Raw genomic sequence first — 24,193 nt, 5'->3', positions numbered from 1 at the left:
TCCCGCGGCCGCCCCTCACGCATGTCCGGAAAGGACCCGGCACGGCAGGCCCGCGGTACCGGGTCCGGGGGCCGGTACGGCGCGGCCCCCGGGATCAGCCCTCCTGGCGGGAGGGGCGCCGCGGCCATCCCGTCCACCGGACCCGCGCCCACCGCGCCCGCCACCGGCCGGTGGCCGCCGCCCAGCGGTCCGAAGCCGCCCAGACCACCCGAACGGCCGAACGGGGTGCCACGGCCGCCCGGATCCGGGTGCGCCGGTCGGCGGACGCGCGCAGACCGGTCCGTACGGTCGCCACGTCCTCGGCCAGCCCGGTGCCCACCCGGGGGTGCGGGGCGTACAGGACCTGCTCCACCGCTCCGGCGAGCCGGTGCGCCGCGTCGGCCGCGTCCGTCTCCAGCCGCCCCAGCAGCACCACCCGGGCCGCGGCCTTGCGCGGAGTCAGCGACTCGTCCGGCTCGATGCCGTGGTCCCAGGCGGTGTCGGTGATCTCCTGCCAGGCGGCGAGCGTCCCGCCCGCCACGCCCGCCGGTGCCGGGCCCGGCCCTGCCCCGGGCTCCGGCTCGGCGCCCGGCGCGCCCCGGCCGCCGGACGCCGGGCGCCGGGCGAAGAGGCCCGCCCGGCGCCTGCGGGTCCGCAGCCGCCACAGCGACGGCAGCAACGGCAGCGCGAGGATCACCGCACCGAGTGCGACGAGCCCGACGACGGTGCCCGCAGGCGTCCCGGGATCCGTCGGGGCGGCCACCCCGGGGGCCGCCGTCGCCCCGCACTCGCCCTGCTTGCGCATCTGTGCCGGGCAGCTGTCCGGGGCGGACGGCGCGGTCGAAGGGGCGGCCGAGGCACCCTGCTCGGGCCGGGCCGGGGTCTCCACATCGCCCGTGGCGACGTCCTGCTGGGTGTACGCGGGGGTGCTGCCCCGTGTCGGGGTCGGCTCGAAACGGGTCCACCCGGCACCCTCGAAGTACAGCTCGGGCCAGGCGTGCGCGTCGCGCAGCCCCACCGAGACCGAGCCGTCCGCCTGCACCGTGCCGGGAGCGAAGCCCACCGCGACCCGGGCCGGTATGCCCAGGGTCCGGGCCATCGCGGCCATGGTGAAGGAGAAGTGGACGCAGAAACCCTGCTTGTCCTTGAGGAACCGGCTGATCGCCGCGCTCCCGGTGCCCGAGCTCACCGAGGTGTCGTACGTGAAGCCGCCGTTCGAGGCGAAGTAGTCCTGGAGCTCGACCGCCCGCTCGTAGTCGTTGGCGGCGCCCTTGGTCACCCGGTCGGCGGTCTTCGCGACCTCCTTCGGAAGCGAGCCGGGCACCCGGGTGTACTCGCGGAGCAGAGCCGCCGGGGCCGGCCTCGCCGAGGCGAGCTGCTCGGCGGTCGGCTCCACCTCCAGGCTGGAGACCTGGTACTGCAGGCCGCCGGTCGTCTGCCCGCGGTCACCGACGAGCGTCCGGCCCGCCGGCTCGTACCGCCAGCGCCCGTCGACGCGGACCCCGGTCGCCGGGTAGGGGAGCGGGAGATAGGTCTGCCGGTAGGAGCCGGACGCGGAGAAGTTCGTCCGGATCTCCGTGGCCGCCACACCGGGGGACAGGCCCTCCGGGCCCGGAAGCCGCTTCGGCACGTCCCGGAGCCGGCGCGTGGAGGGCCGCCACTCGCTGCCGGTGAACTGGTCCAGGGCGAGGATGCGCAGGTAGAAGGCCGACGAGGAGGCCGAATTGGTGCGGTAGGACATCACCTCGCGGTTCTCCGGCTGGTTCAGGTTGTCCTGCAACGAGACCAGCGGGTTCACCGCCGAGATGGTGCCGCCGCCCCCCTTGCCGCGCCCGCCGCCGCCCGGGCCGAACAGCAGCCCGCCGTCGAGCGCGGGCAGCGCCGCCGGGACGACCAGCGCGACACCCAGCGCCAGCGCGCCGATACGGCGCCCGGTCCGGACCGGGGCCGCCGGCCGGCCGCCCGACAGCGCCGCACCGACCGCCGGACCTCCGACGGGCCGCCCGGCCGCACCGCTGAAGACCCGCCCCCAGGCCGAGAGCCGGTCCCGGCCCTCGGCCAGCAGGAGCATCAGATAGCCACCGGCCGCCAGCAGGAACCAGAGCCAGCCCGCGCCGCCCCCCGACAGCCCCGCGGCCACGGAGTAGAGCGCCAGGAGCGGCAGACCCGCCGGGGCCGCGCTGCGGAACGTCACCGCGAGGGCGTCCACGGCCAGCCCGACCAGCAGCACACCGCCGATCAGCATCAGCCGGATGCCGTCCGTCACCGGCGCAGGGGTCGCGTACCGCCCGACGTCCTCGGCACCCGAGGCGAGCAAGTGGGCCAGCCGCTGGACCGCCTCCGGGCCGGGCAGCAGACCGGCCACCGCCTGCACCCGGGCGAACACCACGGTCAGCACGGTCAGCGTGACCAGCGCCTGCGCCGCGACGACCACCGCGCGCGGCACCGGCGCCCGGCGGACGAGCACCCCGATCCCGCTCTGCACCGCCAGCAGGAACGCCGCCTGCAGAATCCACCCGGCCGGCGAGACCAGCGGCAGCATCGAGGCCGCCGCCATCAGCGTCGCCGCGAAGGCGCACAGCGCCAGCCGACCACGACCACTCATGACCATCCCCCGGAGAAACCCGTCGTACCGCCCCCGGCGACGGACTGCGCCGCCGCCCCCTGCTGTCCCGCCTGCCGCCAGTACTCGGCCAGATCCGTCCCGGGCCGTACCGCCAGCGCCGTCCAGCCCGCGTCCCGCAGCTGCCGCAGCCGCTCCTCGGACACCGCCCCGGCCCCGGCGGGCGGGATGTCGCCCTGTACCCAGTCGGCGCTGTCCAGGACGAACGCGACGGCGCCCGCGCTGCGCTGCCGCATCCGCGCCGCCAGCGCCGCCTGCTCCTCGTCCAGATCGCCGAAGAACGCGATCAGCAGCCCCTCGTTGCCGCCACGCAGTACGTCGTACGCGTGCGACAGGCCGCCGCCCCCGGAGTGGTCGACCACCGCCAGGGTGTCCAGCATCAGCCCCGCCTGCTCGGCGGACTCCTGCACCGACCCGGCGAAGCCGCCCGATCCTTCGCCCGGGACCGAAGTACCGTCGTCGGTCAGCAGCCGGACGGCGAAACCGCGCTCCAGCATGTGCGTCAGCGCGGACGCCGCCCCCGACACCGCCCACTCGAAGGCGGAATCGGGCCCGGCCCCCTGGTAGGCGAGCCGCCGGGTGTCCAGCAGCACCGTGCACCTGGCGCGCTGCGGCTGCTCCTCGCGGCGCACCATCAGCTCGCCGTAGCGCGCCGTCGAACGCCAGTGGACCCGGCGCAGATCGTCACCGTGCCGGTAGCCGCGCGGAATCACGTCGTCGTCCCCGGCCAGCGCCAGGGAACGCTGCCGTCCCTCGCCGTAACCCGGGGCCTCGCCGGCCAGCCGCACCGGCGGCAGCGGCTCGGTACGCGGGATGACGACCAGGGTGTCGTGCGTGCTGAACGAACGGGTCAGCTCGCACATCCCGAACGGATCGCCCAGCCGCAGCTGCAACGGGCCCAGCGGATAGCGCCCGCGCAGATCGGACCGGACCCGGTAGGACACCTCACGGCGCCCGCCCGCCTCCACCCGGTCCAGCACGAACCGGGGGCGCGGCCCGAGCACGTAGGGCACCCGGTCCTGAAGCATCAGCAGACCGGTGGGCACCCGTGACACGTTCTCCACCCGCAGGTGGACCCGCGCCTCCGTGCCCGCCGGTACCCGGGACGGCGTGAGCCGCCGGGTGCCCGAGACCCGGTAGCGGGTGCGGACCAGCACCACCACGCAGACCAGCGGCAGCACGGCCAGCAGCAGCCCGACCCGCAGCAGGTCCGTCTGCCCGAGCACATAGGCGCAGACCGCCGCGGCGATCCCGGCCGCCAGAAAGGACCGCCCCCGCGTGGTCAGCCCGCCCAGCGCGGTCCGCAGACCGCCCTTCTCGTCACCGTCGTCCATCGCGGCCGGCCCCCCGGCGGCCATCACACCCGCCGTGCGCCGGGCTGCTGGTGCCCGTACGCCGGGCCGTCCGGCTGCTGCGGGGGCCGGGCCTGGGTGACGCCGCCGCTCGCGGTCGGGACCGGCGTCCGATGGACGATCTCCAGCACCACCTGTTCGGCCGTACGCCGGTTCAGCTGGGCCTGTGCCGTCGGCAGCAGGCGGTGGGCGAGGACCGGGGCCGCCAGCGCCTGGACATCGTCCGGCAGGCAGTAGTCGCGGCCGCTCAGCGCCGCGGAGGCCCGCGCCGCGCGCAGCAGGTGCAGGGTGGCCCGGGGCGAGGCGCCGAGCCGGAGATCGGGATGGCTGCGGGTGGCCGCGACGAGCTCCACCGCGTACCGCCGCACGGCGTCGGCCACATGGACCGTGCGCACCGCGTCGATCAGCTTCACGATGTCGTGGGCGTGGGCCACCGGCTGGAGGTCGTCGAGCGGCGAGAGCCCGCCGTGCACGTCGAGCATCTGCAACTCGGCCTCCGCGCTCGGATAGCCGATCGACACCCGCGCCATGAACCGGTCGCGCTGGGCCTCGGGCAGCGGGTAGGTGCCCTCCATTTCCACCGGGTTCTGGGTGGCCACCACCATGAACGGGTCGGGCAGCTCGTAGCTGTGTCCGTCGATGGTGACCTGGCGCTCCTCCATCGACTCCAGGAGCGCCGACTGGGTCTTCGGCGAGGCGCGGTTGATCTCGTCGCCGATCACGATCTGGGCGAAGATCGCGCCCGGCTTGAACTCGAATTCGCGCCGCTGCTGGTCGAATATGGACACGCCGGTGATGTCCGAGGGCAGCAGGTCCGGTGTGAACTGGATGCGCCGCACCGAGCAGTCGATCGACCGTGCCAGCGCCTTGGCCAGCATGGTCTTGCCGACCCCGGGCACGTCCTCGATGAGGAGGTGCCCCTCCGCCAGCAGCACGGTCAGCGAAAGCCGTACGACCTCGGGCTTGCCCTCGATCACACTCTCCACCGACCTGCGCACCCGCTCCGCGGTCGTGGTCAGATCTGTGAGGCTCGCTCGATCGTCATAGGTCGTCACCGGCCCTCCTCGGCCCTGCCCCGCGCCCACGAAGGAGCCCGGGGGTCTCCCCGAATCACGGGCCGGGCGCACACGGCGGCCCGTACCCACCCCGAAAACGGGCGCCCCGCCGGGGAACGCCCGGCGGGATGCCACACGGGCATTCTTGTTGCCGTTGCGGCTTCGTGTCACTCGCCTGCGGACAAGTGAGGGTGATACGCCCGTTTCGTTGGAGTTTTCGGCCCCTTGGTGGGCGGCATTCGGGCCAGGGCCCGGGTCAGGAGGCGGGGAAGATCTCCCGCAGCAGCCCGGTGGTCACGTCGAAGACGAAGCCGCGGACGTCGTCGGTGTGCAGCAGGAACGGCGAGGTGCGCACGCGCTGCATCGACTGCCGTACGTCCTGGTCGGCGTCCTTGTACGCCTCGACCGCCCAGACCGGGCGCTGGCCGACCTCGACCTCCAGCTCCTGGCGGAACTCCTCGGTGATCGATTCCAGGCCGCAGTTGGTGTGGTGGATCAGTATGACGCTGCGGGTGCCCAGGGCCCGCTGGCTGATGGTCAGCGAGCGGATCACGTCGTCGGTGACCACGCCGCCCGCGTTGCGGATGGTGTGGCAGTCGCCGAGAGCCAGGCCGAGCGCGTCGTGCAGGTCGAGCCGGGCGTCCATGCAGGCGACCACGGCGACGCGCAGGACCGGCTTGGCGTCCATGCCCGGATCTTCGAAACCGGTGGCGTAGCGGGCGTTCGCCTCGACGAGGCGATCGGTGACCGTACCCACGGTGCTGGCCGGGTCGGCTGTGGCTGCGGCAGAGCCGCCGGACGAGTGCGCGGAAGTCGACATAGTGATGACGTTAGCTCCCGCACCCCGGCCCGGCGTGCTGTGAGAAGGGACAAAGAACGTCAACGAGTCTTGTTGTGAGGTAACCCACAAGTCTCGCAGCGGTTCCTTCGGGCGAGTGAACCAGGGGCGGGGCGACGCGCAGCCGGGTTGATTGATCGGGAATCGATCGAATGGCAGGGTGGACTAAAGTGACGGGAAGTTACCGACACCCTGCACATTCCGAAGATTTCCCCTGTGTGCGCGGCGTACGTACGGGCCCGGCCCTCTCCCGCTCGCCGGTCGGCTGACGCCCCTTCCCCGGCGCCCGTCGACCTCCCCTTCCGAGCGGGCGGGGACCAGGCCGTGCGTGCGGCCACACGGGACCTGAGCCTGAGAGGGCGCATGAGCCAGACCCGTCACGTCCCGGTGATGCTCCAGCGGTGCCTGGACCTGTTGGCCCCGGCTCTCCAGGCGCCCGGACCGCAAGCGCCCGTGGTCGTCGACTGCACCCTCGGCCTCGGCGGGCACAGCGAGGCGCTGCTCTCCGCCTTCCCGGCCGCGCGGCTGATCGCGCTGGACCGGGACAAGGAGGCGCTGCGGCTCTCCGGTGAGCGGCTCGCCCCCTACGGGGACCGGGCCACCCTGGTGCACGCCGTCTACGACGAGCTGCCCGAGGTGCTCGACCGCCTCGGTGTCCCCAAGGTCCAGGGCGTCCTCTTCGACCTCGGCGTCTCGTCCATGCAGCTGGACGAGGCCGACCGGGGCTTCGCGTACGCCCAGGACGCCCCGCTCGACATGCGGATGGACCAGACGACCGGCATCGGCGCGGCCGAGGTGCTCAACACCTACCCGCCGGGCGAACTGGTCCGGATCCTGCGGGCCTACGGCGAGGAGAAGCAGGCCAAGCGGATCGTCTCCGCGATCGTGCGCGAGCGCGAGAAGGAGCCGTTCAGCAACAGCGCCCGGCTGGTCGAGCTGATCCGCGACGCACTGCCGCAGGCCGCCAAGCGCACCGGCGGCAACCCCGCCAAGCGCACCTTCCAGGCGCTGCGCATCGAGGTCAACGGCGAGCTCACGGTCCTGGAGCGGGCCATCCCGGCCGCGGTGGGGGCCCTCGCGGTCGGCGGCCGGATCGCCGTCCTCTCGTACCACTCGCTGGAGGACCGGCTGGTCAAGCAGGTGTTCGCGGCGGGGGCCGCCACCACGGCGCCGCCCGGACTGCCGGTCGTGCCCGAGCGCTACCAGCCCCGGCTCAAGCTGCTGACCCGCGGCGCGGAGCTGCCCACGGAGGAGGAGGTCGCCGAGAACCGGCGCGCCGCCCCCGCCCGGCTGCGCGGCGCCGAGCGCATCCGCGAGGAGGAGCGATGAGCGGCCGGGGAGCCGGGACGTACGGGGCGGCGCGGTGAGCGGAGGGGCCGGGCAGCTCAAGGGGCGGGCCGCGCGGCTCGCCAGGCTGATGCCGTCCGGGGCCGGCAACGCCGCCCGTACGCCCTTCGTCCTGCTGGTCGTGGTGCTGCTCGGCGGCGGTCTGATCACCCTCCTGGTGCTCAACTCGGCCCTCAACGAGGGCTCGTTCCGGCTGAGCGAGCTGAAGAAGCGGACCACGGAGCTGACCGACGAGCAGCAGGCACTCCAGCGCGACGTCGACAGGTTCTCCAAGCCGGACGCGCTGGAGCGCAGGGCCCGCGAGCTGGGCATGGTGCCCGGTGGCAGCCCCGCCTTCCTCGACGCGGACGGCACGGTCCGAGGCGTTCCGGCCGAGGCCACCGCCGAGCCCGCCCCGGTCACCCCGCGGCCGACGAAGAGCGGGGCGCCGGCCGTCCCGCCCGCGAGTACCCCCGCGACCCCGTCCGCGGCCACCGCCCCGCCCTCCCCGGCGACCGCGGCCGGCGCCCCGGCCGCCCCGCCCGCCACGACGGGCACCCCGGCAGACCAGACCCCGACGAGCACCGGCAGGTGACGCAGTGCCGCCCAAGGAACCACCGCGCCGCCGGATTCCCGGCCCCGCGCGCCCGCGCGGCGCCGCCGGGCAGGGCAGATCCCGGTCCACCGCGCGCCGCCCCTCCGCCCCGGCACCACGACCCCGCAAGCCCCGCGCGCAGAGCGGGAACGCGCTGCGGCTCGGCAGCCCGCGCCCCCGGCTCCGCCTGGTCAGCCTCGCCCTGACGGTGGTCATGCTGGTGTTCGCGGTCCGGCTGCTCCAGGTCCAGGCCGTCGACGCCGGCGCGTACGCGGCCAAGGCCCAGGAGAACCGCTACCTCAGCTACACGATCTCCGCCGAGCGCGGCGAGATCACCGACCGCACCGGTGTCGCCCTCGCCACCAGCGTCGACGCGTACAACATCACCGCCGACCCCTCGATGTTCACTCCCGGCTTCAGCAAGGCGGCCGACGCGCCCCGGCAGGCGGCCGCACTGCTCGCCCCGATCCTGCGTGCCGACGCCGCCGAGCTGACCCGCAAGCTCTCCACGAAGAGCCGCTACGTCGTCCTGGCCCGCCGCCAGACCCCGCAGGTCTGGAACCAGATCAAGGACCTCAGGTCCGCCTTCGCCGAGAAGGCGGGCAAGGACCGGGCGCGCGGCGGCCCCGGCGCCAACGTCATGGCCGGGGTCTTCCAGGAGAAGACCACCAAACGGGTCTACCCCAACGGAGGACTCGCCGCCGGGATACTGGGTTACGTCAATGCCGACGGCAAGGGCGCGGGCGGCCTCGAATCGCAGCTGGACACGGCACTCTCGGGCGAGGACGGCAAGATCAGCTACGCCCAGGCGGGCGGCCGCCGGGTGCCCACCGCGGGCACCAAGGAGGTCCCGGCCGTCCCCGGCGCCGACATCGAGCTGACCATCGACCGCGACATCCAGTGGGCCGCCCAGCAGGCCATCAGCGACCAGGTCGAGAAGTCCAAGGCCGACCGGGGCTACGTGATCGTCCAGAACACCCGCACCGGCGAGGTCCTCGCCATGGCCAACGCGCCCGGCTTCGACCCCAACGACCTCGCGCGCGCCGACGCCGCCTCGCTCGGCAACGCCGCCCTCCAGGACGCCTACGAACCCGGCTCCACCAGCAAGGTCATGTCCATGGCCGCCGTGCTGGAGGAGGGCGCCGCCACCCCCGGCACCCACGTCACCGTCCCCAACCGGCTGCACCGGGGCGACCGGCTCTTCAAGGACGACATCGACCACCCCACCTGGTACCTGACGCTCAACGGCGTACTCGCCAAGTCGAGCAACATCGGCACCATCCTGGCCACCGGCGAGCTGGGCAAGACGCAGCCCGAGGCCAACAAGGTCCTCTACTCCTACCTGCGCAAGTTCGGGATCGGCTCGCCGACCGGGCTCGACTACCCGGGCGAGACCCCCGGCATCCTCGCCAGGCCCGGGGACTGGTCGACCTCGCAGCAGTACACGATCCCCTTCGGCCAGGGCCTCTCGCTCAACGCCATGCAGGCCGCCTCGATCTACTCGACCATCGCCAACGGCGGGGTCCGCGTCGCCCCGACGCTGGTACGCGGAACCCGGGACGCCGACGGCCGCTTCGAGGCCGCCGCACCGCCCGAGCGGACCCGGGTGGTCAGCAAGAAGACCGCCCGCACGCTCGCCACCATGCTGGAATCCGTGGTCGGCGACGAGGAGGGCACGGGCACGAAGGCCAAGATCCCGGGCTACCGGGTGGCGGGCAAGACCGGTACGGCCAACCGGGTCGATCCGGTACGCGGCGGCTACCACGGCTACACCGCGTCCTTCGCCGGCTTCGCCCCCGCCGACGACCCGCAGCTCACCGTCTACTGCGCGATCCAGAACCCGACCACCGGCAGCTACTTCGGCGGCCAGATCTGCGGTCCGATCTACAAGCAGGTCATGGAGTTCGCGCTCAAGACCCTCCAGACCCCACCCTCCGGCAGCGCCCCAGCCCGGCTGCCGGTGTCCTTCAAACCCGGCGAGTGAACTCGGGGAACCCCACCAGTGACAACCATCACGCCCGATCCCGGGAACCGGAACGGCGATCACCGCAACCCCGGCCCCTCACTTCGCGAGAGGCCCGGTGCGACCGGTACGCTCACCGCCGTGCCCCACGCTGATCAGTTCCAAACCACCCAGAAGGCCGCCCCTGTGAATTACCCGGGAGCACCTCGCCCGGACCGGATCGGGCCGATCGCGCTCGATGAACTGGCAGCCCGGCTGGGAGCCGAGCCGCCGGGAACCGGCGAAGTCACCGGCATCACCCACGACTCGCGGGCGGTACGCCCCGGCGACCTCTACGCGGCCCTGCCCGGCGCCCGCGTCCACGGCGCCGACTTCGCGGCCCAGGCGGCCGGACTCGGCGCGGTGGCGGTCCTCACCGACCCCGCCGGCGCCCCGCGCGCCGCCGCCACCGGACTCCCGGTGCTGGTCACCGAGGACCCGCGCGGCCGGATGGGCGAACTCGCCGCGGAGATCTACGGGCGCCCCGGCGCCGGCCTCCTCCAGATCGGCATCACCGGAACCTCCGGCAAGACCACCACCGCCTACCTCGTCGAGGGCGGGTTCCGCGGCGCCGGGCGAGCCACCGGCCTGATCGGCACGGTGGAGACGCGGATCGGCGAGGAGCGCATCAAGTCCGAGCGCACCACGCCCGAAGCCACCGACCTGCAGGCCCTGTTCGCCGTCATGCGTGAACGCGGCGTCTCGGCGGTCACCATGGAGGTCTCCAGCCACGCACTGGTCCTCGGCCGGGTCGACGGCTGCGTCTTCGACGTCGCGGTCTTCAACAACCTCAGCCCGGAACACATGGAGTTCCACTCCGGGATGGAGGACTACTTCCAGGCCAAGGCGCAGCTCTTCACCCCCCGGCGCAGCCGCCGGGGCGTCGTCAACATCGACGACGAGTACGGCCGCAGGCTGGCCACCGAGGCGACCGTCCCGGTCGTCACCTTCTCCGCGGAGGGCCGCCCGGAAGCCGACTGGCGCGCCGAGGACGTCGAGACCGGGCCCGCCGACTCCACGTTCACCGCCATCGGCCCCGAGGGCGAGCGGATCACCGCCAGGGCGCCGCTGCCCGGCCCGTTCAACGTCGCCAACACCCTCGCCGCGATCGTCACGCTCGCCGTCGCGGGGATCGACCCGCAGACCGCCGCCGACGGCGTCGCGGCCGTGCCCGGCGTACCCGGCCGGCTGGAGCGGGTCGACGCCGGACAGCCGTACCTCGCGGTCGTCGACTACGCGCACAAGACCGACGCCGTCGAGTCCGTGCTGCGCTCCCTGCGGAAGGTCACCAAGGGCCGGCTGCACGTCGTCCTCGGCTGCGGAGGCGACCGCGACACGACCAAACGCGGCCCGATGGGCGCCGCCGCGGCCCGCCTCGCCGACACCGCCGTACTGACCTCGGACAACCCCCGTTCCGAGGACCCCCTCAGCATCCTCACCGCCATGCTCGCGGGCGCCGCCGAGGTGCCCGCCGACGAGCGGGGCGACGTCCTGGTCGACGCCGACCGGGCCGCCGCCATCGCCGCCGCAGTGGCCCGCGCCGAGCCCGGTGACACCGTGCTGGTCGCCGGCAAGGGCCATGAGCAGGGCCAGGACATCCACGGCGTGGTACGCCCCTTCGACGACCGCGTGGTCCTGCGCGCGGCCATCGAACGTTCCCCGGGGCACGGGCGCACCGAGAGCGCCGGCCACCGCGCCCACACCCACGAGAAGAACAGTCAGGGATGACCAAGTGATCACCCTTTCCCTCGCCGAGATCGCCGAAATCGTCGGCGGGCAGCCGCACGACATACCCGATCCGGCGGCAACCATCAGCGGACCGGTCGTCATCGACTCCCGGAAGGTGGAGCCAGGAAGCCTGTTCGTCGCCTTCGCGGGCGAACGGGTCGACGGCCACGACTACGCGCAGCGCGCCGTCGAGGCGGGCGCGGCAGCAGTTCTGGCCGCCCGCCCCGTCGGCGTTCCCGCGATCGTCGTCGACGACGTCGTGGCGGCGCTCGGGGCGCTCGCCCGCGCCGTCGTGCGCCGCCTCGGCACCAGCGTCGTGGCGCTCACCGGCTCCGCGGGCAAGACGTCCACCAAGGACCTCATCGCCCAGCTCCTCGAACGCGAGGGGCCGACCGTCTACCCGGCGGGCAACCTCAACAACGAGATCGGGCTGCCCCTCACCGCGCTGCGCGCCACCGAGGAGACCCGCCACCTCGTCCTGGAGATGGGTGCGCGCTACATCGGGGACATCCGCTACCTCACCGGCCTCGTCCCGCCCCGCATCGGCCTCGTCCTCAACGTGGGCACCGCCCACATCGGCGAGTTCGGCGGCCGGGAGCAGATCGCACAGGCCAAGGGCGAGATGGTCGAGTCGCTGCCCGAGGACGGCGTCGCCGTGCTCAACGCCGACGACCCGCTCGTACGCGCCATGTCCTCCCGCACCAAGGCCCGGGTGCTGCTCTTCGGTGAAGCCGCGGAAGCGGACGTACGGGGCGAGAACGTCCGTCTCACCGACGACGGACGCCCCGCCTTCACGCTCCACACACCCACCGGGTGCAGCGATGTGACCATGCGCCTGTACGGTGAGCATCACGTGTCGAACGCGCTCGCCGCGGCCGCCGTCGCCCATGAGTCGGGCCTGTCCGCAGACGAGATCGCCGAAGGGCTCTCCGAGGCGGGCACCCTCTCCCGCTGGCGCATGGAGGTCACCGAGCGACCGGACGGCGTGACGTTCGTCAATGACGCCTACAACGCGAACCCCGAATCCATGAAAGCCGCGCTGCGCGCGCTGGCCGCCATGGGGAAGGGGCGGCGTACGTGGGCGGTGCTCGGCCAGATGGCCGAGCTCGGCGACGCCTCGCTCGCCGAGCACGACGCGGTCGGGCGGCTCGCCGTCCGACTCAACGTCAGCAAGCTCGTCGCGGTGGGGGGCAGAGAGGCCTCCTGGCTGCAACTGGGCGCATACAACGAGGGTTCGTGGGGTGAGGAGTCGGTGCACGTGTCCGACGCACAGGCTGCGGTCGACCTGTTGCGCAGTGAACTGCGCCCGGGAGACGTCGTGCTGGTGAAGGCGTCCCGGTCGGTCGGCCTGGAGCAGGTCGCCATGACACTGCTGGAGAACGCGTCCGAGGGCGAGGTCGCCGGCCGATGAGGCAGATCCTCTTCGCGGGGGCCATCGGGCTCTTCCTGACCCTGGTCGGAACTCCGCTGCTGATCAAGCTGCTGGCCCGCAAGGGATACGGGCAGTTCATCCGGGACGACGGCCCGCGGACCCACGGGTCCAAGAAGGGCACGCCCACCATGGGCGGCATCGCCTTCATCCTGGCGACGATCGTCGCGTACGTCGCGGCGAAGCTGATCACCGGCGAGGAGATGCGCTTCTCCGGTGTGCTGGTGCTCTTCCTGATGGCCGGGATGGGGCTCGTCGGCTTCCTCGACGACTACATCAAGATCGTCAAGCAGCGCTCGCTCGGCCTGCGGGCCAAGGCGAAGATGGCCGGCCAGCTGATCGTGGGCATCGCCTTCGCGGTGCTCTCGCTCCAGTTCGCCGACGCCCGGGGCAACACCCCGGCCTCCGACCGGCTGTCGTTCGTCGCGGACTTCGGCTGGGCGATCGGCCCGGTGCTGTTCGTCGTCTGGGCCCTGTTCATGATCCTCGCCATGTCCAACGGCGTGAACCTGACGGACGGTCTGGACGGCCTGGCCACCGGCGCGTCGGTGATGGTCTTCGGCGCGTACACCTTCATCGGGCTGTGGCAGTTCCAGGAGTCCTGCGCCAACGCGAACACCCTGACCAACCCCAACGCCTGTTTCGAGGTACGGGATCCGCTCGACCTGGCGGTCGTCGCCTCGGCGCTGATGGGCGCCTGCTTCGGCTTCCTGTGGTGGAACACCTCGCCCGCCAAGATCTTCATGGGCGACACCGGCTCGCTGGCCCTCGGCGGCGCGCTCGCCGGTCTGGCGATCTGCTCCCGCACCGAGTTCCTGCTCGCCATCCTCGGCGGCCTCTTCGTGATGATCACCATGTCCGTGGTCATCCAGGTCGGCTCGTTCAAGATGACCGGCAAGCGGGTCTTCCGGATGGCACCGCTCCAGCACCACTTCGAACTAAAGGGGTGGTCCGAAGTCCTTGTCGTGGTCCGCTTCTGGATCATCCAGGGCATGTGCGTGATCGTCGGACTCGGACTCTTCTACGCGGGATGGGCAGCCGACAAGTGAGCGACCAGGACTGGCAGGGCAAGCGCGTCACCGTCGCGGGACTCGGAGTCTCCGGCATCCCCGCGGCCAAGGTGCTGCACGGCCTCGGCGCCGTCGTCACGGTGGTCAACGACGGGGACGACGAACGCTCCCGTACGCAGGCCGCGGAGCTGGAGGCGCTCGGCATCGCCGTGCGCCTCGGCGACGGGGCGACCCTGCCCGAGTCCACCGAGCTCGTCGTCACCGCCCCGGGCTGGCAGCCCGACAAGCCGCTCTTCGCCGCGGCCGCCGAGGCGGGCGTCCCCGTCTGGGGCGACGTCGAACTCGCCTGGCGGCTGCGGGGCCCCGGGGCGGCCCCGTGGCTCGCGGTCACCGGAACCAACGGCAAGACCACGACGGTACGGATGCTCGCCTCGATCCTGGAGGCGGCCGGGCTGCGCACCGCGGCCGTCGGCAACATCGGCGTCTCGCTCCTGGACGCCGTCGTCGGTGACCAGGAGTACGACGTCCTCGCCGTCGAGCTCTCCAGCTACCAGCTGCACTGGGCGCCCTCGCTGCGCGCCCACTCCGCCGCCGTCCTCAACCTGGCCCCCGACCACCTCGACTGGCACGGCTCCATGGAGGCGTACGTCGCCGACAAGGGCCGGGTCTACGAGGGCAACCGCGTCGCCTGCGTGTACAACGCGGCCGACCCGGCGACCGAGGACCTGGTCCGCGGGGCCGACGTCGAGGAGGGCTGCCGGGCCATCGGCTTCACACCGGGCACGCCCGGCCCCTCCCAGCTCGGCGTCGTCGACGGCATCCTCGTCGACCGCGCCTTCGTGGCGAACCGGCAGAAGCAGGCCCAGGAGCTGGCCGAGGTCAAGGACATCGACCCGCCCGCCCCGCACAACATCGCCAACGCCCTCGCGGCCGCGGCCCTGGCCCGCGCCTTCGGCGTCGAGCCCCGGGCCGTGCGCGACGGGCTGCGGGCCTTCCGCCCCGACCCGCACCGCATCGAGCACGTCACCGACGTCGCCGGAGTGGCGTACGTGGACGACTCCAAGGCCACCAACACCCACGCCGCCGAGGCGTCCCTGGCGGCCTACGACCCGATCGTCTGGATCGCCGGGGGCCTCGCCAAGGGCGCGACCTTCGACGAGCTGGTGCGCGGGGCGGCAGGGCGGCTGCGGGGCGTCGTCCTGATCGGCCGGGACCGGGAGCTGATCCGCGAAGCCCTCACGCGACACGCCCCCGAGGTCCCGGTGGTCGACCTCGACCGGACCGACACTGGGGCGATGTCCGAGGCGGTCCGCGAGGCGGCACGGCTCGCCCGGCCGGGAGACACCGTACTGATGGCCCCGGCCTGCGCCTCGATGGACATGTTCGCCAACTACAACAAGCGGGGCGAGGCGTTCGCGGACGCGGTCCGCGCGCTCGCCGCCGAGACCGACTGACGGGCCCGGGCCCCGCGCCGTACCGTCACGGCCGCCGGTCCCGGCGGCCGCCTCGGGCACGAGCAGTGGAGGGGACAGCGACCATGCCGGCCGAAGAAAGCTCCGCAGGACCCCGTGAAGGCTGCCCACGGGGCGCCTCTGCGACCCGCCGGGCCCCTGCCGCCGTACCCCGGCTCGCGGGCGCCGCGGCGGGCCCCTGGGCGCCGCCCGGGACCGCCTTCCGGGTCCGCCCGGCCACCGGCTTCCGGCGCCCTTCGGTGCCGCGCGCCAAGGGACGCGCCACCGGCGGCCCGCGCACCCCGCGCACGCCCCGGGGCGGCGTCCGGGGATCGTACGAGCGGCTGCGCCGGGCCTGGGACCGCCCGCTGACCGCGTACTACCTGATCCTGGGCGCCGGTCTGCTGATCACCGTGCTCGGCCTGGTGATGGTCTACTCCGCCTCGATGATCAAGGCCCTGGAGCTGGACAAACCGGGCAGCTTCTTCTTCCGCAAGCAGTTCCTCGCGGCCGTCATCGGCGCCGGTCTGATGGCGCTCGCCACCCGGATGCCCGCCAAGCTGCACCGGGCGTGCGCCTATCCGCTGCTCATGGCCACGGTCTTCCTGATGGTGCTGGTCCAGGTGCCCGGGATCGGGATGTCGGTCAACGGCAACCGGAACTGGCTCTCGCTGGGCGGCCCCTTCCAGCTCCAGCCGAGCGAGTTCGGCAAGCTCGCCCTGATCCTGTGGGGCGCCGACCTGCTCGCCCGCAAGCAGGAGAAACGGCTGCTGACGCAGTGGAAGCACCTGCTCGTCCCGCTGGTCCCGGTGGCCTTCATGCTGCTCGGGCTCATCATGCTCGGCGGCGACATGGGCACCGCGATCATCCTCACCGCGATCCTGTTCGGGCTGCTCTGGCTGGCCGGGGCGCCCACCCGGCTCTTCGCCGGGGTACTCGGCGCCGCCGCCCTCATTGCCGTCGTACTGATCAAGACCAGCCCGAACCGCATGTCCCGGCTCGCCTGCCTCGGCGCCAGCGAACCCGGGCCGGGGGACTCCTGCTGGCAGGCGGTGCACGGCATCTATGCTCTGGCGTCCGGCGGATGGTTCGGTTCCGGGCTCGGCGCGAGTGTGGAAAAATGGGGTCAACTGCCTGAACCGCACACCGACTTCATTTTCGCCATCACCGGGGAGGAACTGGGGCTGGCGGGGACGCTGTCGGTACTCGCCCTCTTCGCGGCTCTAGGCTATGCGGGTATCCGCGTGGCCGGACGCACGGAGGACCCCTTCGTGAGGTACGCCGCGGGAGGCGTGACCACCTGGATCATGGTGCAGGCCGTGATCAACATCGGTGCGGTGCTCGGCCTGCTGCCGATCGCCGGTGTCCCACTCCCGCTGTTCTCCTACGGAGGATCGGCCCTGCTGCCGACCATGTTCGCCGTCGGGCTGATGATCGCGTTCGCGCGGGACGAACCCGCGGCGAAGGCGGCCCTGGCCGTGCGGAGGCCCGGGGTGAGATGGAAGACGATGAGACGGCGCGTCAAGAAGCGTCCGTCCGGAGAGCGGTGAATTTCGGTGCATGTCGTACTCGCCGGTGGGGGGACCGCCGGCCACATCGAGCCCGCGCTTGCCCTCGCGGACGCCCTGCGCAGGCAGGACCCGACCGTGGGGATCACTGCCCTCGGCACGGAGCGCGGACTGGAGACCAGGCTCGTACCCGAGCGGGGGTACGAACTCGCCCTGATCCCGGCCGTGCCCCTGCCGCGCAAACCCACCCCGGAGCTGATCACCGTCCCGGGCCGGCTGCGCGGCACGATCAAGGCCGCCGAGCAGGTCCTGGAGCGCACCAAGGCGGACTGCGTCGTCGGCTTCGGCGGCTATGTCGCCCTGCCCGGCTACCTCGCCGCCAAGCGGGCCGGGGTGCCCATCGTCGTCCACGAGGCCAACGCCCGCCCCGGCCTGGCCAACAAGATCGGCTCGCGGTACGCCCACGGGGTGGCCGTCTCCACCCCCGACAGCAAGCTGCGCGGTGCCCGCTACATCGGCATCCCGCTGCGCCGCACCATCGCCACCCTGGACCGGGCCCGGGTCCGCCCCGAGGCGCGTGCCGCCTTCGGCCTCGACCCCAACCTTCCGACGCTGCTGGTCTCCGGCGGCTCGCAGGGCGCCCGCCACCTCAACGAGGTGGTCCAGCGGGTCGCTCCGCTGCTCCAGCGCTCCGGCATCCAGATCCTGCACGTGGTCGGGCCGAAGAACGAATTGCCGCGCGTGGACAACATGCCCGGGATGCCGCCCTACATCCCGGTACCGTACGTGGACCGGATGGATCTCGCGTACGCCGCGGCCGACATGATGCTCTGCCGGGCCGGCGCGATGACCGTCGCCGAACTCTCCGCCGTCGGGCTCCCCGCCGCGTACGTCCCGCTGCCCATCGGCAACGGTGAACAGCGGCTCAACGCCCAGCCGGTGGTCAACGCCGGCGGCGGCCTGCTGGTGGACGACGCGGCGCTCACCCCCGAGTGGGTGCAGGGCAACGTCCTCCCGGTGCTCGCGGATCCGCACCGGCTGTACGAGATGTCCCGCGCCGCCGCCGAGTTCGGCCGCCGGGACGCCGACGACCTGCTCGTCGGCATGGTGTACGAGGCGATTGCCGCACGCTGAGGCGCGTACGGCGGACGGGTCCGGGGGCGGCGCCCCCGGACCCGGCATAAGGAGCGAGCGTGGCCGGACCGACGACCGCCCAGCGCGGATCAGGACAGAAGCAGCAGACCCCGGCCCGCCCGCCGCACCCGCGACGGCGGAAACTGCCCGGCCGCCGCACGCTGATCGTGGTCGGCGTGCTGGTGCTGCTGCTCGCCTCCGGCGTCGTCTGGGCGCTCTACGGCTCGTCCTGGCTGCGGGCGGAGAAGGTCACGACCACCGGCGTCGACGTGCTGACACCGGGAGAGGTGGAGGCCGCCGCGGCGGTCCCGATCGGGGCCCCGCTGATCTCCGTGGACACCGACGCCGTCGCCGACCGGTTGCGCCAAAGGTTGCCTCGTATCGACTCCGTGGATGTCGTGCGGTCATGGCCGCACGGAATCGGACTTAAGGTGACCGAACGGCAGCCGGTTCTGCTGATCAAAAAGGGTGCGAAGTTCATCGAAGTGGACGCGAAAGGTGTGCGTTTCGCGACGGTGGACCGCGTACCCGGTCACGTGCCGCTGCTGGAGCTCGAGCCCGACCGCTCCGCGAGCCTGCGCCGCTTCGGCGGCGACCGGCTGGTGCGCGAGGCGGTCCGGGTCGCGGGCGAACTGCCGCGCGGTGTCGCCGGGGAAACCCGGGTCGTACGGGTCACCTCGTACGACTCGATCTCCCTGGAGCTCACCCGGGGGCGCACGGTGTTCTGGGGCAGCGGTGAAGGAGGTTCGGTGAAGGCCAAGGTCCTCGCCGCTCTCATGAAGGCGGCACCCAAAGCGGGACACTTCGACGTGAGTGCCCCCACCGCGCCCGCCGTGTCCGGCAGTTGACGTATATGTGTCCTGGCCAGGACCCTGGTTGGTCATCGCTACGGGTGATCACATAGGGTGAAAAGAAAAACGGGAGGTTCGGCGTGTTCGTTGAACGCGCGCCACTTGTCGACTTAGTGTCCTGTTCGGAAGAGTCCATGAAACAGACACACTGGTAACCCTAAACTTGAACGTTAGGGTTTGGGTCGGCGTTCCGGACCGCCCCAATCGGCATCCGTCGTCGCGGCGGGATCACCGCGAAGCGACGACACGTAACTCGAGGCGAGAGGCCTTCGACGTGGCAGCACCGCAGAACTACCTCGCAGTCATCAAGGTCATCGGTGTCGGCGGCGGTGGTGTCAATGCCATCAACCGAATGATCGAGGTCGGCCTCAAGGGCGTCGAGTTCATCGCGATCAACACGGATGCGCAAGCCCTGTTGATGAGCGACGCCGACGTCAAGCTCGACGTCGGCCGCGAACTCACCCGCGGCCTCGGCGCCGGCGCCAACCCGGCAGTCGGTCGCAAGGCGGCAGAGGACCACCGTGAGGAGATCGAGGAGGTCCTCAAGGGGGCCGACATGGTCTTCGTCACCGCCGGAGAAGGCGGCGGCACCGGCACAGGCGGCGCACCCGTCGTCGCCAACATCGCTCGCTCGCTCGGCGCCCTGACGATCGGTGTGGTCACCCGGCCGTTCACCTTCGAGGGCCGTCGGCGCGCCAACCAGGCGGAGGACGGCATCGCCGAGCTCCGTGAAGAGGTCGACACCCTCATCGTCATCCCCAACGACCGGCTGCTGTCCATCTCGGACCGTCAGGTCAGCGTGCTCGACGCCTTCAAGTCGGCGGACCAGGTCCTGCTCTCCGGCGTCCAGGGCATCACCGATCTGATCACCACCCCGGGCCTGATCAACCTCGACTTCGCCGACGTCAAGTCGGTCATGTCCGAGGCGGGATCGGCGCTCATGGGGATCGGCTCGGCCCGCGGCGACGACCGCGCGGTGGCCGCCGCCGAGATGGCGATCTCCTCGCCGCTCCTGGAGGCGTCCATCGACGGCGCCCGCGGGGTGCTGCTCTCCATCTCCGGCGGCAGCGACCTCGGTCTCTTCGAGATTAACGAGGCCGCCCAGCTGGTGAGCGAGGCGGCGCACCCGGAGGCGAACATCATCTTCGGCGCGGTCATCGACGACGCGCTGGGCGACGAGGTCCGGGTCACCGTGATCGCCGCGGGCTTCGACGGCGGACAGCCGCCGGCCCGCCGCGAGAACGTCCTGGGCGCGAACTCCGTCAAGCGCGAGGAGCCCGCCGCTCCGGTCCGGGCCCCCGAGCCCGTGCGCCAGACCGGCGGACTGGGCTCGGTGCCCACCCGCGAGGAGCCGTCGGTCCAGGCGGAGTCCGTACCGGTGTCGAGCGAGACGCACCTGCCGCCGGTCGTGACGCCGCACGTCCCGCCGCCGGCCCGTCCCTACCAGGACTCCCAGGCCGAAGAGCTGGATGTCCCGGATTTCTTGAAGTGATAGCCCAGCACCACGCACGGACCTCGGCGGGCGGCGCCCACTTCTCCTTCACCGACCGGTGGGGCGGAGTGAGCGCCGCTCCGTACGAGGAGCTCAACCTCGGCGGCGCGGTCGGCGACGACCCCGCCGCCGTCCTGGCCAACCGCGAGCGCGCCGCCCGGGCCCTCGGCCTGGACCCGGCGCGGGTCGTCTGGATGAACCAGGTGCACGGCCGGGACGTCGCGGTCGTCGACGGGCCGTGGGGCGACGCGGCGGAGATTCCCGCGGTGGACGCGGTGGTGACCGCCCGGCGCGGACTCCCGCTCGCCGTGCTCACCGCCGACTGCACCCCCGTCCTGCTGGCCGACCCGGTCGCCGGGATCGCGGCGGCGGCGCACGCGGGCCGTCCGGGCCTGGTCGCCGGTGTCGTACCCGCCGTGGTCGAGGCCATGACCGGACTCGGCGCCGAGGTCTCCCGGATCGTCGCCCGCACCGGCCCCGCGGTCTGCGGGCGGTGCTACGAGGTCCCGGCCGAGATGCGCGCCGATGTCGCGCGGAGCGTCCCGGCCGCCTGGTCCGAGACCAGCTGGGGCACCCCGGCCGTCGACGTCACCGCAGGCGTCCATGCCCAGCTCGAAGCGCTCGGGGTCGTGGACCGGCGGGCCTCGTCGGTCTGCACCCTCGAATCGAGCGATCATTTCTCGTACCGCCGCGACCGCACCACCGGGCGGCTCGCCGGATATGTCTGGTTGGACTGATAGGGCATGACGGACCGTAGGACCCAACTCGCCGAAAACCTGGCGCGGGTGGAGGAACGTATCGTTTCCGCCTGTGCCGCCGCCGGTCGCGCGCGGGAAGAGGTGACGCTCATCGTGGTCACCAAGACGTATCCCGCGAGTGATGTGCGGATTCTGCACGAACTGGGTGTACGTCATGTCGCGGAGAACCGCGATCAGGATGCTTCCCCCAAGGCGGCGGCATGTGCGGATCTGTCGCTCACGTGGCATTTTGTCGGTCAATTGCAGACCAATAAGGTTCGATCCGTGGCTGGTTATGCCGATGTCGTGCAGTCGGTGGACCGGCTCCGACTGGTCACGGCACTCTCGTCGGCCGCCGGGCGGCGGGAACGCGAACTCGGCTGTCTCGTCCAGGTCGCGCTCGACGCGGAGAGCGGTGAGCGGGGTGAGCGCGGTGGTGTCGCGCCCGACGGGATCGAGGAGTTGGCCGCCGCGGTGGACGCCGCGCCGGGGCTGCGGCTCGACGGCCTGATGACCGTCGCGCCGCTGGCCGGACCGTACGCCGGACGGCAACGGGCGGCCTTCGAGCGGCTGATGGAATTCTCGTCCCGCCTGCGCGGGAACCATCCGGCTGCGAACATGGTCTCGGCGGGAATGAGCGCGGACCTCGAGGACGCGGTCGCGGCCGGAGCGACACATGTCCGCGTCGGTACGGCGGTACTCGGAGTCCGACCCGGGCTCGGGTAACGTCGCCAAGCAGGTCGGACCACAGCAGAAAATATGGTCATTCCCGTCGATGGCGGGCAGACCTCAGTGGATCGCGGGGCACTTGGTGACAGATGCCGATCCACCACAGAGCGGAGGACTCGGAGCATGGCCGGCGCGATGCGCAAGATGGCGGTCTACCTCGGCCTCGTGGAGGACGATGGGTACGACGGTCCGGGGTTCGACCCCGACGACGAATTCGAACCCGAGCCGGAGCCCGAGCGCGACCGGCGGCGGCAGCCCGCCCATCAGGTGGAGCGGGAGCGCGAGGAGCCGGTGCGGGCGGTGCAGCCTCCCGCGCAGCGGGAGCCGGTTCAGATCCCGGCGGAGAGGGAGCGACCCGCCCGGATCGCACCCGTGGCATCCATCACACCTGAACGCCCGAACATGGAGAAGAACGCACCGGTGATCATGCCCAAGGTCGTGTCCGAGCGGGAGCCCTACCGCATCACCACGCTGCACCCGAGGACCTACAACGAGGCCCGTACCATCGGGGAACACTTCCGTGAGGGCACTCCGGTGATCATGAATCTCACGGAGATGGACGATACGGATGCTAAGCGACTTGTCGACTTTGCCGCAGGCCTCGTGTTCGGACTCCATGGCAGCATTGAGCGTGTGACGCAGAAGGTGTTCCTGTTGTCGCCTGCTAACGTCGATGTCACGGCGGAGGACAAGGCCCGCATCGCTGAGGGCGGATTCTTCAACCAGAGCTGAGAACACGACACCGGGAACAACCCGGCCGCGAGGCCGGAGCTACGAGAGCCAGGGGAGAGGGAAGCACGAGATGGGCGTCGCATTGCAGGTTGTCTATGTCGCGCTGATGTGCTTTCTCATCGTGCTGATCTTCCGGCTGGTCATGGACTACGTCTTCCAGTTCGCACGTTCATGGCAGCCCGGCAAGCCGATGGTGGTGATACTTGAGGCCACCTACACTGTCACCGATCCACCGCTCAAGCTCCTTCGGCGGCTCATCCCGCCGTTGCGTCTCGGGGGCGTGGCACTCGACCTGTCCTTCTTCGTTCTGATGATCATCGTCTACATCCTGATCAGCATCGTGATCAGGCTGTGAGCGATACGGTCTTGCCGACTGCCGACGACTACGTAGAGGTGAAGAAGAGATGCCGCTGACTCCCGAGGACGTGCGGAACAAGCAGTTCACGACCGTCCGCCTCCGAGAAGGCTATGACGAGGACGAGGTCGATGCCTTCCTCGACGAGGTCGAGTCCGAGCTGACCCGCCTGCTCCGTGAGAACGAGGACCTGCGCGCGAAGCTGGCCGCCGCAACGCGTGCCGCCGCGCAGAACCAGCAGCAGGGCATGCGCAAGCCGGAGCCGCAGGACCGGCCCGGTGCACCTGTGCCCGCCGCCATATCGGGACCGCCGGTCCAGCAGCAGCCGCCGCAGATGGGTCCGCCCCAGCTGCCCGGTGGTGCTCCGCAGCTGCCCGCCGGTCCCAGTGGTCACGGTCCTGGTCCCCAGGGCCAGCACGGCCCCGGTCCGCAGGGCCCGCACGGCCCCGGCCCGATGCAGGGCGGTCCCATGGGTGGCCCGATGGGCGGCCCCATGGGCGGTCACGCCCCGCAGCAGCAGATGCAGCAGATGCAGCAGCCGCAGATGCAGCAGCCCGGTCAGGGCCCCGGCGGCGACAGCGCCGCCCGTGTCCTCTCGCTCGCGCAGCAGACCGCCGACCAGGCGATCGCGGAGGCCCGTTCCGAGGCCAACAAGATCGTCGGCGAGGCACGCAGCCGCGCCGAGGGCCTGGAGCGCGACGCCCGTGCCAAGGCCGACGCCCTGGAGCGGGACGCGCAGGAGAAGCACCGCGTGGCGATGGGCTCGCTGGAGTCCGCCCGCGCGACGCTGGAGCGCAAGGTCGAGGACCTGCGCGGCTTCGAGCGCGAGTACCGGACCCGCCTGAAGTCCTACCTGGAGAGCCAGCTGCGTCAGCTGGAGACCCAGGCGGACGACTCGCTGGCCCCGCCGCGGACGCCGGCGACCGCTTCGCTGCCGCCGTCGCCCTCGCTGGCTCCGGCCGGTGCGGGTGCCATGGGCCACTCCATGGGCGGCAACCACGGCAGCCAGCCGATGGGCGGCGCTCCGTCCATGGGAGGCGCCCCGTCCATGGGCGGCGGACCCTCCTACGGCGGGCAGCAGCAGATGTCCCCGGCGATGACGCAGCCGATGGCGCCGGTGCGGCCGCAGGCGCCGCAGCCGATGCAGCAGGCTCCTTCGCCGATGCGCGGCTTCCTGATCGACGAGGACGACAACTGAGCCGGGTGCGCGCGCTGAGCGCGTAGCCGTCGGCAGGCTGAGGGCCGGGGCCCCGGGGTTGGCCCCGGG

At 72.2% G+C, this 24,193-nt stretch carries 20 protein-coding genes; 16 read left to right on the top strand and 4 right to left on the bottom strand.

What is annotated here, in order from left to right:
• Window positions 1–94 precede the first annotated feature (94 nt).
• The 4 genes from ACFCV8_RS25345 to ACFCV8_RS25330 form a co-directional block, all read right to left on the bottom strand.
• Complete coding sequence (locus tag ACFCV8_RS25345; protein WP_376687737.1) at window positions 95–2,584, bottom strand: DUF3488 and DUF4129 domain-containing transglutaminase family protein; 2,490 nt, start codon at window positions 2,582–2,584, stop codon at window positions 95–97.
• Window positions 2,581–3,960 carry a DUF58 domain-containing protein gene (locus tag ACFCV8_RS25340; RefSeq protein ID WP_376687736.1) on the bottom strand — a complete coding sequence of 460 codons (1,380 nt, stop codon included), beginning with the start codon at window positions 3,958–3,960 and terminating at the stop codon, window positions 2,581–2,583. The genes ACFCV8_RS25345 and ACFCV8_RS25340 overlap by 4 nt, the downstream gene beginning before the upstream one ends.
• Window positions 3,960–5,009: an AAA family ATPase gene (locus tag ACFCV8_RS25335; RefSeq protein WP_376687735.1), complete on the bottom strand. Its 1,050-nt coding sequence runs from the start codon at window positions 5,007–5,009 to the stop codon at window positions 3,960–3,962. The genes ACFCV8_RS25340 and ACFCV8_RS25335 overlap by 1 nt, the downstream gene beginning before the upstream one ends.
• Window positions 5,010–5,265: 256 nt before the next feature.
• The gene (locus ACFCV8_RS25330) at window positions 5,266–5,829 is read right to left on the bottom strand and encodes a beta-class carbonic anhydrase (protein WP_376687734.1); all 564 of its coding nucleotides are present in this window, start codon (window positions 5,827–5,829) and stop codon (window positions 5,266–5,268) included.
• A gap of 381 nt (window positions 5,830–6,210) precedes the next feature.
• Here ACFCV8_RS25330 and rsmH point away from each other — a divergent pair, with 381 nt between their 5' ends.
• From rsmH to ACFCV8_RS25250, 16 genes are all read left to right on the top strand, one after another.
• On the top strand, window positions 6,211–7,176 hold the full coding sequence (gene rsmH, locus ACFCV8_RS25325; protein WP_376687733.1) for a 16S rRNA (cytosine(1402)-N(4))-methyltransferase RsmH: 966 nt from the start codon (window positions 6,211–6,213) through the stop codon (window positions 7,174–7,176).
• A 34-nt stretch (window positions 7,177–7,210) separates the two neighbouring features.
• The gene (locus tag ACFCV8_RS25320) at window positions 7,211–7,768 is read left to right on the top strand and encodes a septum formation initiator family protein (protein ID WP_376687732.1); all 558 of its coding nucleotides are present in this window, start codon (window positions 7,211–7,213) and stop codon (window positions 7,766–7,768) included.
• Between the two features lie 4 nt (window positions 7,769–7,772).
• Window positions 7,773–9,752 carry a peptidoglycan D,D-transpeptidase FtsI family protein gene (locus ACFCV8_RS25315; protein WP_376687731.1) on the top strand — a complete coding sequence of 660 codons (1,980 nt, stop codon included), beginning with the start codon at window positions 7,773–7,775 and terminating at the stop codon, window positions 9,750–9,752.
• 18 nt (window positions 9,753–9,770) lie between these two features.
• Entirely contained in the window at window positions 9,771–11,498 is a 1,728-nt protein-coding gene (locus ACFCV8_RS25310; RefSeq protein WP_376687730.1) for a UDP-N-acetylmuramoyl-L-alanyl-D-glutamate--2,6-diaminopimelate ligase, read from the top strand.
• A gap of 4 nt (window positions 11,499–11,502) precedes the next feature.
• Window positions 11,503–12,909, top strand: coding sequence for a UDP-N-acetylmuramoyl-tripeptide--D-alanyl-D-alanine ligase (gene murF, locus ACFCV8_RS25305; protein ID WP_376687729.1), 1,407 nt, complete (start codon window positions 11,503–11,505; stop codon window positions 12,907–12,909).
• Entirely contained in the window at window positions 12,906–13,976 is a 1,071-nt protein-coding gene (gene mraY, locus ACFCV8_RS25300) for a phospho-N-acetylmuramoyl-pentapeptide-transferase (RefSeq protein WP_376687728.1), read from the top strand. Before murF ends, mraY begins: the two co-directional genes overlap by 4 nt.
• Complete coding sequence (gene murD, locus ACFCV8_RS25295; RefSeq protein ID WP_376687727.1) at window positions 13,958–15,391, top strand: UDP-N-acetylmuramoyl-L-alanine--D-glutamate ligase; 1,434 nt, start codon at window positions 13,958–13,960, stop codon at window positions 15,389–15,391. The genes mraY and murD overlap by 19 nt, the downstream gene beginning before the upstream one ends.
• Before the next feature lie 83 nt (window positions 15,392–15,474).
• Window positions 15,475–16,938: a putative lipid II flippase FtsW gene (gene ftsW, locus ACFCV8_RS25290; protein ID WP_376687726.1), complete on the top strand. Its 1,464-nt coding sequence runs from the start codon at window positions 15,475–15,477 to the stop codon at window positions 16,936–16,938.
• Window positions 16,939–16,944: 6 nt separating this feature from the next.
• A complete protein-coding gene (murG, locus tag ACFCV8_RS25285) occupies window positions 16,945–18,030 on the top strand; it encodes an undecaprenyldiphospho-muramoylpentapeptide beta-N-acetylglucosaminyltransferase (RefSeq protein ID WP_376687725.1) in 1,086 nt (361 codons plus the stop codon).
• Between the two features lie 59 nt (window positions 18,031–18,089).
• Complete coding sequence (locus ACFCV8_RS25280; protein WP_376687724.1) at window positions 18,090–18,878, top strand: cell division protein FtsQ/DivIB; 789 nt, start codon at window positions 18,090–18,092, stop codon at window positions 18,876–18,878.
• Between the two features lie 277 nt (window positions 18,879–19,155).
• Complete coding sequence (gene ftsZ / locus ACFCV8_RS25275; RefSeq protein ID WP_376687723.1) at window positions 19,156–20,373, top strand: cell division protein FtsZ; 1,218 nt, start codon at window positions 19,156–19,158, stop codon at window positions 20,371–20,373.
• A complete protein-coding gene (gene pgeF / locus ACFCV8_RS25270; RefSeq protein WP_376687722.1) occupies window positions 20,370–21,110 on the top strand; it encodes a peptidoglycan editing factor PgeF in 741 nt (246 codons plus the stop codon). Before ftsZ ends, pgeF begins: the two co-directional genes overlap by 4 nt.
• Window positions 21,111–21,116: 6 nt before the next feature.
• Entirely contained in the window at window positions 21,117–21,836 is a 720-nt protein-coding gene (locus ACFCV8_RS25265) for a YggS family pyridoxal phosphate-dependent enzyme (RefSeq protein WP_376687721.1), read from the top strand.
• A 126-nt stretch (window positions 21,837–21,962) separates the two neighbouring features.
• Window positions 21,963–22,571 (top strand): cell division protein SepF, encoded by a 609-nt coding sequence (locus ACFCV8_RS25260; protein ID WP_376687720.1) that lies wholly within the window; start codon window positions 21,963–21,965, stop codon window positions 22,569–22,571.
• Between the two features lie 70 nt (window positions 22,572–22,641).
• On the top strand, window positions 22,642–22,926 hold the full coding sequence (locus ACFCV8_RS25255; RefSeq protein WP_376687719.1) for a YggT family protein: 285 nt from the start codon (window positions 22,642–22,644) through the stop codon (window positions 22,924–22,926).
• A gap of 49 nt (window positions 22,927–22,975) precedes the next feature.
• Complete coding sequence (locus ACFCV8_RS25250; protein ID WP_376687718.1) at window positions 22,976–24,124, top strand: DivIVA domain-containing protein; 1,149 nt, start codon at window positions 22,976–22,978, stop codon at window positions 24,122–24,124.
• Window positions 24,125–24,193: the final 69 nt, after the last annotated feature.

The sequence above is a fragment of the Streptomyces sp. NPDC056347 genome (genome assembly GCF_042262625.1).
Classification (GTDB): domain Bacteria; phylum Actinomycetota; class Actinomycetes; order Streptomycetales; family Streptomycetaceae; genus Streptomyces.
Note: the sequence above shows the minus strand (reverse complement) of the source record. Positions and strands in the feature narration are given on the sequence as shown.